The 13,148-nt window shown below is 61.3% G+C and carries 8 protein-coding genes; 3 read left to right on the forward strand and 5 right to left on the reverse strand.

The window, feature by feature from the left end:
* Nucleotides 1-114 precede the first annotated feature (114 nt).
* From ACV095_RS11160 to ftsH, 3 genes are all read right to left on the reverse strand, one after another.
* The gene (locus tag ACV095_RS11160) at nucleotides 115-474 is read right to left on the reverse strand and encodes a hypothetical protein (RefSeq protein ID WP_478221837.1); all 360 of its coding nucleotides are present in this window, start codon (nucleotides 472-474) and stop codon (nucleotides 115-117) included.
* A gap of 208 nt (nucleotides 475-682) precedes the next feature.
* On the reverse strand, nucleotides 683-985 hold the full coding sequence (locus ACV095_RS11165) for a hypothetical protein (RefSeq protein WP_478221838.1): 303 nt from the start codon (nucleotides 983-985) through the stop codon (nucleotides 683-685).
* A 135-nt stretch (nucleotides 986-1,120) separates the two neighbouring features.
* Nucleotides 1,121-2,929, reverse strand: coding sequence for an ATP-dependent zinc metalloprotease FtsH (gene ftsH, locus ACV095_RS11170; protein WP_478221839.1), 1,809 nt, complete (start codon nucleotides 2,927-2,929; stop codon nucleotides 1,121-1,123).
* A 427-nt stretch (nucleotides 2,930-3,356) separates the two neighbouring features.
* Between ftsH and glgX the strand changes: the two genes are divergently transcribed.
* Entirely contained in the window at nucleotides 3,357-5,525 is a 2,169-nt protein-coding gene (gene glgX, locus ACV095_RS11175; RefSeq protein WP_478223446.1) for a glycogen debranching protein GlgX, read from the forward strand.
* 86 nt (nucleotides 5,526-5,611) lie between these two features.
* Here the strand turns inward: glgX and ACV095_RS11180 are convergent, their stop codons facing one another.
* Nucleotides 5,612-6,355 carry a GAF and ANTAR domain-containing protein gene (locus tag ACV095_RS11180; RefSeq protein WP_478221840.1) on the reverse strand — a complete coding sequence of 248 codons (744 nt, stop codon included), beginning with the start codon at nucleotides 6,353-6,355 and terminating at the stop codon, nucleotides 5,612-5,614.
* A gap of 175 nt (nucleotides 6,356-6,530) precedes the next feature.
* Nucleotides 6,531-7,604, reverse strand: a complete 1,074-nt coding sequence (locus ACV095_RS11185) for an IS110 family RNA-guided transposase (RefSeq protein WP_478223447.1) — start codon at nucleotides 7,602-7,604, stop codon at nucleotides 6,531-6,533.
* A gap of 796 nt (nucleotides 7,605-8,400) precedes the next feature.
* Here ACV095_RS11185 and ACV095_RS11190 point away from each other — a divergent pair.
* Nucleotides 8,401-9,579 (forward strand): IS110 family RNA-guided transposase, encoded by a 1,179-nt coding sequence (locus tag ACV095_RS11190; protein ID WP_478221841.1) that lies wholly within the window; start codon nucleotides 8,401-8,403, stop codon nucleotides 9,577-9,579.
* Between the two features lie 1,803 nt (nucleotides 9,580-11,382).
* Nucleotides 11,383-12,594, forward strand: coding sequence for an IS30 family transposase (locus ACV095_RS11195; protein WP_478221842.1), 1,212 nt, complete (start codon nucleotides 11,383-11,385; stop codon nucleotides 12,592-12,594).
* The last annotated feature ends 554 nt before the right edge of the window (nucleotides 12,595-13,148 follow it).

The raw sequence follows: 13,148 nt of genomic DNA on the forward strand, positions 1-13,148 counted from the left end.
CACCGGTAGTAGAGGTTTGCAAGAGTCATTGCTGGCTTTTTGAAGGGATAACAGGCAAGGGGGAGCGCCGATTCAGCAGTGGATCCCCGCCCCATGCTCAAGTGATAGCTGCTTCTACCTGCATGGGGGCGGGCCCGGTGCGTTTCCTTTCTGTTGGAACATGCCGGTGCCGGCGCTTCGCCGGGGCAGGCTCAGGGCAAAGCGCCGTCGGGGCCGCCGGATGGGGGGCAGAGCATCAACGTCCTCATCGCTGAGGGAGCATTGGACCTGGGTGGTGGTCATCTTCAGGATGAGATCCCTGCCCACGAAACGGCGCCCCTCCTTCGTGGCCACGACGATTCCGTGCAGAATATTTCCCGCCGGGTCGTCCACTACCTGGTGCACTGTTCCGAAACGCCGTCCCGAGCGGGAGATGACCGGCGTCCCTTTCGTCAGTGCCGTGTAGGCGATGGGCCTTCCTTCCCCGCTATTCATTGCTCTCCTCCATGTGATCCTCCCCTTGCGCGGGCTGGACGCCCCTGCGTTGTGACCGCACCCGGGAATTGCGTTCCAGTCGCAGCCGCCTCCGGCCTTCCACCACGCGTTGTGCTCACTCCATCCAGGCCCAGACCTCCGCCCATGTGCCGGGTTTACCCCAACAGTTCCAGGGCTCAGGCCTGTACAGTCCTTTGCGGGTTAGGTTTTAGTACGGTTCCTGGCGTGAGTCCGGGTAATCGTCCTCGTCGTCCACGGGGGGCGCCTCGGCTTGTTCGATCAGATCTGCTTCCGCTGCCTTGAGCCCTGCATCGTCAGCAGCCCGGGCAGGACCTGGCCTGCCGGGCAGCACGTCTCTGCGCTGCTCGATGGCGTCGGCTTCCGAGGCCTCCGGGGGCAGCGGGGCCGGGACGGGTTCTTCGGGCCCTTCGGGTAGGACGGGAAGCTGTTGTTCAAAAGCGTCGGCTTCGGGCGTTTCGCCGGACGGTTCCGGCTGTGCTCCGATGTTCATTCTCTTCCTCCTGTCAGGATCTGGTGGCGCTCGGGTGCAAAGACAGCCAACAAAGCGCTCTTGTGTCCAGGTTTTTTGCAGCACCTTGGTAACTGCCGGGAAATCCGGTGGGCATGTTGGGTGCTGTGAAGGTGATCAGAGCGCCGGTTTTGCATGGTTGTCTTCTTGCTTTGGGCTTCCGGTGTCGGTGCGGCGCTGAAGTCCTGCGGCCGCGTAAATTTCGGCTTCGTTCAGTGTTTCCCTGGCCAGCAGCTGCTCGACGAGTGATTCCAGGCGCCACCGGTTTTCCCCCAGCAGTCTCAGGGCACGTTCGTAGCACTGGTCGATGAGGGCGCGCACCTCCTCGGCGAGGATGTCCAGCATTCCTTCGGAGATGCCCAGGGAGCGGGGGTCGCCTTCTTCGGGCAGGATCTGGACTGGTCCGATCCTTGGGGACATTCCCCAGCGGCCGACCATCATCCTGGCCAGGTGGGTGCTGTTTTGCAGGTCGCTTTCAGCTCCGCTGGTCACCACGCCGAAAACGAGCCGTTCTGCTGCCATGCCGCCCAAGGCTCCCACGATCTTTCCTCGAAGGTAGTTCTCGTCATATCCGTAGCGGTCTGTATCGGGGGTTGAAAGGGTGACGCCCAGAGCGCGTCCGCGGGGAATGATGGAGATTTTCCGGACGGGGTCGGCCCCTTCTTCGAGCATGCCCAGGAGGGCGTGGCCGGACTCGTGGTAGGCGGTTCGCCGGCGTTCGTCCGCGGGCATCACGACGTTCCGTACGGTGCCCAGCTGGACCTTTTCCAATGCGTCGAACAGGTCCCGCTCGGTCACCGCCGGGTTCTTCCGTTTGACGGCAAGGAGCGCGGCCTCGTTGACCAGGTTGGCCAGTTCCGCCCCGGTCATGCCGGGCGTAGCACGGGCGAGCAGGTCCAGATCAACGCCGACGTCAAGCTTGACGTTACGGGCCTGCACTATGAGGATCTGCAGGCGGCCCGCCTGGTCGGGAGCGTGGACGGTGATGGACCGGTCGAACCGCCCGGGCCGCAGCAGCGCCGGGTCCAGTACATCGGGACGGTTGGTGGCGGCCAGGACAACGACTCCCTCGGAGGATGAGAAGCCGTCCATTTCCGTCAGGATCTGGTTCAGGGTCTGCTCCCGCTCATCGTGTCCGCCAACGGCCAGGGAACCACCCCGTTTCCGGCCGATGGCGTCAATCTCATCGATGAAGATGATTGAGGGCGTAGCCTCCCGTGCGGCCTGGAAAAGTTCACGCACCCGGCTGGCGCCTACTCCCACAACCATTTCAATGAACTCGGACGAGCTGACGTGAAAGAAGGGCACCCCGGCCTCTCCGGCAGTTGCCCGCGCCAGCAGTGTCTTCCCGGTTCCCGGGGGTCCGCTCAGCAGGACACCCTTGGGTGGCCGGGCACCGATGGCCTGATACTTCTCCGGGCCCTTGAGGAAGTCCACTACTTCTGAAATTTCTGCTTCCACTTCATCTATCCCGGCCACGTCCTTGAACGTAACCCGGATATTTTGTGGGTTCACTGGCTGGAATTTTTTCCCGGCCAGCCCACCAAAGCCGCCCATTCCCAGCATGCCGCCCTGGCGTCTGAGAAGCCACAGGTAGAACAGCACCAACAACGCGACCGGCGCTACGGAATACAGGAGGTTCAGCAGAACGCCGCGTTCCTGCGCCAGGGGCGTTGCCCTCACCGTGACCTTGTTGGCCTCCAAAACGCTCAGCAGATCATCGCTGGCGAACGTGGGCCGCTCCGTCACGAACTGCGTGTAGATTTGCCCGTCGGCTCCCGGCAGTGCCTGCTCTTTACGGAGCTTTCCTTCAATGGTGTCGCCGTGGGAGAAAACCTCCACAATGTTGTTGTTTTGCACCTGTGTCTTGAACTCGGAATATGGCACCGCTGCCGGGGCCGACGCCACGTCCTGAAAAGAGAGCACCAGAAAGAACCCCAGATAAAGCACTGCCAGCCACACCCACGGCGTGAACCTTCGTTTGCGGCCATCAGGCGGTGCGCCTTTGCCTTTCGCCGCCAGCCCCTCCACACGCCACGGAACACTTCTGCGGCCAGTACCTGCCCGTTCCGCGCCCCGCAGGGCTTCCGGACTTGAACTGCCAGCCCGTTCGTTCTCCATCGGATCTCCCGGCGACTCCCAACGCATCCACTCTCGGCTCTATCGCGGCCAGCGATCCCGGAGCCCTGGAACATTGCCCGGACCGGTTGCTGACAACACGAAAATACCGCCAACACCGGTACCTGTTAAGCCCCATGCTTGACGGGGGACCGGCCATTTGTGGATGTCGCCACGGGCTTCCGGACGGACCAGGTGTGGTTGGATGGTCTCACTCTCGGAGATGGAGGCGGACGTGGAGGTTTGGAGGGGAAGCCCGTATCCATTGGGTGCCACCTATGACGGAAGCGGCACGAATTTCGCCCTCTTCAGTGAAGCCGCCCAGACGGTGTACCTGTGCCTGTTTGATGATGCCGGGGCCGAGCAAAGGATCCCGCTGGAAGCTGTCGACGGGTTCGTTTGGCACTGCTACCTTCCCCATGTCCTGCCCGGGCAGCTGTACGGTTACCGGGTGGACGGCCCCTACGACCCGGCCCGGGGCCTGCGCTGTAACGTAAACAAGCTCCTGATGGACCCGTACGCGAAGGCCATGAGCGGAACCATCAACTGGGGCCAGTCGATGTTCTCCTATAACTTTGGTGATCCTCTGTCTTTCAACGCCCAGGATTCGGCGCCGGATGCGATGCGCTCCGTGGTCATCAGCCCCTTTTTCGACTGGCAGCATGACCGGCCACCAAAGACCCCCTACAACGACACCGTGATTTATGAGGCCCACGTCAAGGGCCTGACCATGACCCACCCCGAGGTCCCTGAGAAAGAACGGGGAACCTACGCAGGGATCGCCCACCCCGCCGTAATCGAACACCTGCAGAAGCTGGGCGCCACAGCCATCGAACTCATGCCCGTGCACCAGTTCGTCCAGGACAGCGTCCTCCAGGAAAAAGGGCTGGACAACTACTGGGGATACAGCACCATCGGTTTTCTCGCCCCGCACGAAGATTACAGCTCAAGCACCCGCCCAGGGCAGCAGGTCCAGGAATTCAAGGCCATGGTCCGGTCCCTGCACGCTGCCGGGATCGAGGTGATCCTCGACGTTGTCTACAACCACACCGCCGAGGGCAACAACCTGGGCCCCACCCTGTCCTTCAAGGGCATCGACAACAAGGCGTACTACCGGCTCCTGGACCAGGACCCGCAGCACTACCTCGACTACACCGGTACCGGAAACACCCTGAACGTCCGCCACCCGCATGCCCTGCAGTTACTCATGGATTCGCTGCGGTACTGGGTGCTGGAAATGCACGTTGATGGTTTCCGTTTCGACCTTGCCGCGGCCCTCGCCCGGGAATTCTACGAAGTGGACCGGCTCTCCAGCTTCTTCGACCTTGTCCAGCAGGACCCCGTGGTCTCCCAGGTCAAGCTCATCGCCGAACCATGGGATGTCGGACCCGGCGGCTACCAGGTCGGCAACTTCCCCCCTCTGTGGACGGAGTGGAACGGTAAGTACCGGGACGCAGTCCGCGACTTCTGGCGCGGGGCGCCGGCCACCCTCGGCGAATTCGCGTCCCGGCTGGCCGGTTCGGCCGATCTCTACGAAAGCTCGGGCCGCCTGCCCGTGGCCTCGATCAACTTTGTGACCGCCCACGACGGCTTCACCCTCCGCGACCTGGTCACCTATAACGAAAAACACAACGAAGCCAACGGGGAAAATAACAACGACGGCGAATCCCACAACAGGTCCTGGAACTGCGGCGTGGAAGGCCCTACGACAGACCCCGATATCCTGGCCCTGCGCGCCCGGCAGCAACGCAATTTCCTGGCCACACTTTTCCTCTCACAGGGCGTGCCCATGTTGGTACACGGCGACGAGCAGGGAAGAAGCCAGCAGGGCAACAACAACGCCTACTGCCACGACTCACCGTTGTCCTGGATCAACTGGGACGAAGCAGACCAACCCCTGATCGAGTTTCTTGCAGCAGTCAGCGCCCTCCGCCGGGAACACCCCACGTTCCGCCGCAACCGGTTCTTCAACGGCCGCCCCACCCGGCGAAACCTCGGCCAGCCACTGCCGGACATCGTGTGGCTCAACACAGACGCTTCAGAGATGATCCCCGAAGACTGGGACAACCCCCTCGCACGCGCGCTGGGCGTGTTCTACAACGGCGACGCCGTAGGCCGCGACGACCGCAACCGGCCCATCCGCGACCACCACTTCCTGCTCTACTGCAACTCCGGGGACAGTCCCGTCGTCTTCAAACTCCCCGGCACCGACTATTCCAAAGCCTGGGAACCACTGATCGACACTGCAGGAGAACGGGCCGGTCAAGGCCTCATAGAGGCCAACCAAACAGTGGAACTCGCCGGGAAATCACTCCTCGTCCTCCGCTCCTATACAGCACCAACGAAGAAACCCGACAACTCCGTCGCGGCCTCCGTTGCCTCGATCATCAACCCACGAAAGTGACAAAACAGCACCCGGCAACCTACCGGATCTACGGCGAAAATAGAACCCAGTACAGACCACCCGTCCTGCACCGCACCGACGTTCTCTTAAGAGTCGAAGTGCGTCCGGACGCTGGGGTCATGTGAAACTGACTCAACTACGGACGCGGCGATGTCACGGAGTTTGATGTTCCGCGTATTGGAGGCAATGGAAAGGATTTTCATGGCTGTCTCCTGGTTGCAGCGGTTCTGCGCCATGATGGCGCCGGCTGCCAGGTCAATAACGGTACGGGATTCCAATGCCGCCATAAGGTTGGCATTGGCCTCAGCGAGCTGGCTGATTTTCACGGCCAGCCGCAGGGCCTTGGATGCATGGTAGGAATACGACTCAACCATGCTGATGTCCCCGTCAGTGAAACCACGAGAGCGTGTGGAGTAAAGGTTCAACCCAGCTTTAGCCTCCCCCTCAAGAACGAGCGGCACCGACAAGCAAGACCGTACTCCCGGTTCATATGCGGCCTCAGTGAAAGCTGGCCACCGGCGCTCCTTCACCACGTCCGGGACATGCACAATTCTCTGTTCCCGGATCGCGGAAAGGCAGGGCCCATCGCCTGCCCTGTATTGGATTTCGTCCAGCAGTGCGGCGCTATCATCGCTGCGGGCAATGGTCAGCTGCTTCTTCTTCTGAATCAAGATGATGCTGCAAAAGGCAATAGCCGGGTCGCTCAGAGTCCTGGCAGTCAACTGGGCAAGTTCGTCCAGCATCTCCTTCACATCCTCGGTTTTCAGGACAAGATCCTGCAAGTGATCAACCAGGACCTCCGGGGAACGACGCAATTCCTCCTCCCCCATAGCCCTACCCCCTTCTCTAGTCACGACCGGATGCCGATCCTTTGCTGCGCGAGAAAGCAACTGCAATGACCATATGCCCGGCTCCTCCGAGTGTGCTACGTCCTTCGGACTGCCAGCGAGAGAAACCCGTGCGCTCCTCAACTCGGTCGGGCTGGGGAATGCCCACCCACAACCGTCATGAGGTAGGTTCCGCAGCCGCGTAAAGGGTGTTGAGTTGGCGGTAGAGGATTCGGACGATGTAGCGCTTGAGGGATCTGCGGATTTCGCGGTAGCTGCGGCCTTCTTGGGTGCGTTTGGCGACGTACTCCCGTGTTCCGGGGTCGTGGACCATCCGGGTCATGGTTATGGTGTGCAAGGCTCGGTTGAGGCGTCTATCACCGCCCCGGTTGAGCCTGTGCCGGACAGTGTTGCCGCTTGAGGCAGGCAAGGGATTCACCCCTGCCAGTGAGGCGAAGGCAGCTTCGCTGCGAACCCTTTCCGGATGCGACCAGGCTGTCAGGACTGTAGCCACTGAGACAGCCCCGGCGCCCACCATCTCCAGCAGTGGCGCCGCGGGGCTTTGCTGGATCAGCTCTGTCATGCGCTTCTGGTTCGCAGCCAGCTGTGTGGTCACTTCGAGAACGCGGCGGGCCAATCGAACTGCTTCCTCGCGCGCGATCGATAATTCGATCGGTTCCTGTCGTTCCCGCCATCTGGTGATCGTCGCGATCTGAGCAGGAACCAGAGGTTTACGGGCGTCGATTCCCAGATCATGTGTCCGGAGTAAGGCGAGGAGTGCGTTGGCATTCAATGTTCGGTCCCGGGTCAGCTGATCCCGGGATGCGCTCAGGATCCTGAGTCCGGCACGGGTTCCTTCATCCCGGCGCGGAGTGCGGAGCTGGGACTCCTCTAAGTTCAGGACAGCGGTTCCGATGGCGGCGGCGTCCAGCGGGTCGGATTTGCCGATCCCCCGGCGACCCCGGGCGTTCATCCGTGGAGCTTCGGCGACATCGTAGCCAGCGTCGGTTATTGCCTTAGCCAGACGTGCCCCATAAGTGCCGACACCCTCAATCGCCCATAGACAAGCCAGATCGGCGTCTGTCCTTCGGGCTGCCCAGGCAAGTGCGCGGGAAATCCCCGTCGGCGTCGTCGGGAACTGCTCGCTCGCGACTTGTCGCTTGGTACTGGCTTCGATGACGGCGTAAGTGTGTGTGCGGGCGTGACAGTCAACGCCAATGACGAACGGGCGGGTCTGAGCAACGATAGTCAACGCTGCCACCCTCCTTCCTTTCGAACGGGCAAGAACGGCCGCATGACGGCCGGCATTGAACCTGGGAAGAGTCACTTCGCGGCAAAACTGTGATGAGCCACAACCTGCAAAGGTTGGGCAAGCTTCTAATCAAGCCAACGACGTGGGACAGGCCAACGCCGGCCGCTCCACCCAGTGCGGACAAGTCGGGGGAAACGCACCCTAAGGGGCAAGTTGTTTTTCGAGTCACGCACCAGGCAGAACGACCGGCATCAACACTGCCAGCTAGTCCCAGACCAACCACTGCAAGGCTCACAGTTGTTTTTGGCTGCTGGCGAAGCTTGCGGAGCTGTGCACGTGCAGGCCCGTCTACCCGCAAGGCAAGACCCGGGAAATCTTCGGAGGAAATAAGCGACGAAGGAGCGCCGGAGAAGACTTCCCGGGCCGCAGGCCCCGGAGGAACGAAGGGGCTAGAGGGGCCGGAACGGGCACGTACAATCCGAAGGACAGCAGCCAAAAACGGTAATACTGGAACAGTCCTTGAGCCGGCGTGACCCAGCCAAAAACTGACGTACCAGGCGGCACTGTCTTCCCGACGATCTGTCCGCCGGCTCAAGGACCGTTAAAAGGGGTGTCGAGCCAGGCGGACATGACCTCATAGGAGCCTGATACGACCAGTCCCATTACCGTTTTGTCTGCCCACCTGGCCCGCGCCCGATCAATCAGCATTCGACGCGACTGAGGGGCAAATTCCATCTTGGCAAGCGAACCAACAAGAGTTATCGCGGGTATCGATACCCACGCAGACACACACCATGTGGCCGTCATCAACGAACACGGCAAACCCCTCGCGGACAAGGAATTCCTCGCCGTGGGATCCGGATACCGGAAAATCATCGACTTCATCACCTCCTACGGCACAGTCACCGCCGTCGGCGTCGAAGGAACCGGCTCCTACGGCGCCGAACTCGCCAGAACACTCCGGGGCGAAGGGCTCACTGTGCTGGAGGTGAACCGGCCGAACCGGGCCGCCCGCCGACTCAACGGGAAGTCCGATCCCCTGGATGCCTACCAGGCCGCCAAGTCCGTGCTTGAGGGGCGGACGAAGGCGATCCCGAAGGCCAAGGACGGCCCGGTGGAATGCCTGCGGATCATACGATCCGGGCGCGCGTCAGCCATCAAGGCCCGGACCGCGGCCATTAACCAGATCAAGGCGCTCCTCGTTTCGGCCCCGGACAAGATCCGGGACAAATACCGGGCGCTGGCTACCTCAGCGCTGATTCCTGCCCTGCAGCGCACGAGACCTTCGGGGCACATGGCTGACCCCGAGTACGTGACCCTTATGACGCTCAAGGCGTTGGCAGCACGTTGCCAAGCACTGGGAGCGGAAATTGAGGCTGCTGACGCGGCGCTCAAGGAAATCCTCGATAGCTACGCTCCGATGCTTTGTGATCTCCCAGGAGTCGGGACCGAGGTAGCCAGTCAGCTGTTGATCACCTTCGGGGACAACCCGGACCGGATGGGCAACGAAGCCCAATTCGCCTCGCTTGTCGGGGTCGCGCCGGTACCGGCATCGTCCGGCAAGACAACGCGCCACCGGCTCAGTAGAGGCGGCGACCGCAATGCCAATAACGCTTTACATCAGTTGGTGCTGGTTCGCATGGGATCGTGTCAGCGGACCAAGGATTACGTGGTCAAACGGACGGCCGAGGGCAAGGGCAAACGCGAAATCATGCGCTGCCTCAAACGCTACGCAGCCAGGGAAATCTACCGGCAGATCACCAACCCCCGGCCTGCACCGGACATCTCCGACCTCCGCCGCATGCGAACCGAACTCGGCATGACCATCACGACCGTAGCCGGCGAACTGGGCCAATGGGTATCCATCATTTCTCGTCTGGAACGCGGACTCATTCGCAACGACGCCCTCGCCGCGGACTACCGGCAATGGCTGACCAACCAGGATAAAGGAGGGGGGTACCGAACCGGGCCTTAGATCCGGTCAGAGCGTAGCCTTAAAGGACGTCAAGCAGTGGCTGTCCATCGTCTATCATGATGCCGTTCCAGCAAAGACATCACACGGCCCAACTGCATCTAGAAGGTCGAGATGACAAGATACGATCCTCGCCCAGCAGCCCTGCGTCTCCTCGAAACAGGTGAGTTCTCCATTGAGGACCTCTGGCTTCAGTACATATCACGAGGAGGAAGCGCTGACGTCTTGGAACTGGACGCCTTCGTTCATGACATCCCCCTCCTGCATGGCCTAGAGGTAGAAATTCTGAGAGTGACACTGGAAGAAATGGCCAAGCGACACCGAGGACGAGGCCACTAAACGTCTCATCCGAGTCCCAAAACCCATGCCCATGAGGGGTCTTTGGGCCGTATGCAAAATTTCTAGGTCCTGCCAAGCTTCCCTCTATGGCGTTCTTCCTCACATACGTAACCGAGCGCGGGGCAGGGTACTTTACGGTCCAAGCCACGGATATCAGCGACGCCATCACCAAGGTCAAGGGCGCTATACACGATTTGCGCTGCAGCAGCGCGACCTTACGCCGAACCACCGAATCCGAACCGTCCTTTGGTACGGGATACATCGTGGCAGCCTACACACCAGCCATAGGCTGGAAAACCAAGACTGACGACCCGGAGTAGGCATCGCGGCCAACCCTCTGCAGCCGTCAACCAGCCACCCCTGCCAGCAGCCCCCGGAAACGTCGACTTCCACTGGATCCACTGCCAAAAACAAGCGCCACCAGCCGCACCAAGAGGCGATTTGACCGCTATAGGAGCATCGTCGTAGACACACCGGTCCAGGGGGTCCGGTGTGTCTGCGACGGCGCGCCCTGCACCCAACAGCCGGCCGCGCCAGCGGACGCCCAACAAACTGGTTGAAGCGCAGCGGAAACCAGGGCGTCCCCAATAGGGCGCTTTGCTCCCCGCGCCTGGCTTCAGGCGGGCAGTGCCGAGAGGCGGACCCACGGACTGCGGCCCGCCTCTCGCCCGTTTTACGTTTCCTGGTCCTTCCGGGTCTTGGCGGTGGCGCGGTAGGCGGTGATGGAAGCGCCAAGTGCCGCCAGGGAGAGCACGAAGTTGATGATGGTCAGAGGCTCCATGATGGTTTCCTTATCGTTGAACAGGACTTAGTCTGGGAAGGAGCCGGTGGCCGCAGCCTTGCGGTTACGACCACCGGGTTCGTAGCTACACCTACTTCCTTGCTTTACGCTTACGCTTCCGAGTTGCCGCTCGGGAGCGTTTGCTCGTTAAGAGCGCGTTCCGCGTGGAGAGCAGAGCGATGACAGCTGTCATCAAGCTCACGACCGCTGTCGCGAGCCTGATCGCTTCGTCGATGCTCATGTAGCCACCTCCTTCCTGCCCCGCCGTGCGAGGCCCCCGCTGTCGCAGCCGGTCGAGGGTGGGCCGTCAACCCCGAAGAGTGCGCGGGGAAGCCCGCGAAATAAGGGAGCCTTGGCGACCGCGTGGGATTGTCCGTGTACGTGGGTTTATGGGTCGGGCCCCCGGCCGGCTACGATGAGCGGCCTTGTACGGAGAACACCCCAGCCAGATGTAAGGGAAAAACAAGCATTTACAGGCCGGAGCGCAGCGAAGGACCATCTCCTGGGTACAGCGCAGCGGAGACCAGAGCTCTTAGCCCCGGGTTATGCCCATTGGCGGGCAGGTGGAGCCCTCCGCACAGCTCAAAGCTGGGCAGCTTCTCACGAACGTCGCAACACCAATCTGAAAGAGGTGTTGGATCATGCGCAGTTCGACGCGCCGATCGCGGAAAATGGGCCCAGAGGGCTTGGTTGAGAAGAAGCCCTTGTACGTTCAGCTCATGAAAGAAGGCCACTCCAACTCGGCAGCATGCAGGATTCTTGGAATCCACAAAAACACGGGCAGGCGTTGGTTGCATGGACGCAACGGGGTCGAGGGTCTGGTGCAGCAGGGCTTGGACCCGAGACCTGATAAAGCGGTTCCGGCCTCAACCGTCTCCAGCCGCTATTTGTCAGAGAACGAACGCATCTTCATTGCCGACCGGTTGCTGGCTAAAGCGAGCCTTCGATCTATCGCCCGCGATCTCGGCCGGCCACCCTCCACAATCAGCAGAGAGCTGGCCAGAAACCGACCGGACTCTCGTCGCTATCATCCGTTCCGCGCCCAGCAAATGGCACAGAAGAGAAGGCCACGACCCAGGCTGGCAAAGCTTGCTGGGGATGATGAGCTCAGGGACTACGTCGTGGCCTGTCTATCGAAGCGGTGGAGCCCTCAGCAGGTCTCCCAGGCCCTGAGGGAACGGTTTCCTGGAGAAAAGCACCGGCACCTGGCTCATGAAACGATCTACCGTGCGCTCTACCAACTGAGCATCCGCCCCGTTCCGGCGGGGTCTGCTCGCCTGCTGCGTTCGGGTAAGTTCAGCAGGCGACCCAGGTCCAGGACCAAGGTGAAGCCACGCCAGTACATTACTGATGCTTTGAAGATCGGAGACCGCCCAGCCCACATTGCCACCAGAGAGGAAGCTGGCCATTGGGAGGGTGACCTCATCATGGGGAAGGGAAACAAATCAGCGATAGTGACGCTGGTTGAACGCTCTTCTCGACTCCTCGTCGCTTTCGTTCTCCGTCCAGGGAGCAGATCCGGCAACATGCGGGACCAGCTCATCGAAGTGCTCGGTGTCATGCCGGCTACCTTGCGGAGGACGTTGACGTGGGACCGGGGATCAGAGATGGCCAAGCACGCCGAGGTCACAGCTGCGCTGGGGACGCTGGTCTACTTCTGCGATCCGGCCAGTCCCTGGCAGCGCGCATCAAACGAGAACGCCAACGGCCTACTTCGTCAGTACTTTCGGAAGGGAGATGACCTAAGCACCATCAAACCGGCGGATGTACTCTTCGCCGCGGCGGAGATCAACAGCCGCCCCAGATCTGTGCTGAATTGGTCCAGCGCATCCGCCAAGTTCGCGACTTATCACGCCGCGGCGGCCAAGTTGGCAGGATCCGGTTCCTCCGTCTCGTAAGGAGATCCTTTACCCAAACGCCCCGCTGCTCGAAGCTTGTCCCGTCGAGCGCTAGTCTCACTCCATGAAGCGTCGGTGGGCACTACTCCTTGCAGTCGACAGCGTTGTCGCAGTCTTGGCAGTCATTGCTGTGATTGGCGGCGTGTCTCGTGTTCCCCGTGTGTGCCCAGCCATTGGTTATGCCTATACGGGTCCCGTGGAGTTAGTGTTTTCCTCCGCGCCGGCGTCGGTTGCGGCTTGTTTTGGGGAAGGGTGCGTGCCTGAGCCGGTGGCACAGAATGATGAGCGGAAGTGGCTGGTGCCCCAATCCGCGCCTTACCTGATCGCGCCTGTAAGCGTGACTTCGATCCACGTTGAGGCCGCAGCTGCGGTTGGCGGCCAAACCGCGGTTGAACTGCCAGTAGAAACTGAATCCACCGGAGAACATCCCTTCGGAGTTGGATGTGGGGGGCCTTTCAGGTTCAAGCCCGTTCAGGTCACCTTTAACTGAGGACGTCGGCTAAAGGATCCGCCACTGGGAGTCGGGCAAGTGAGATCTTCGGTGTGTTGAGGGC

The organism is Arthrobacter sp. JDC6 (genome assembly GCF_056484025.1).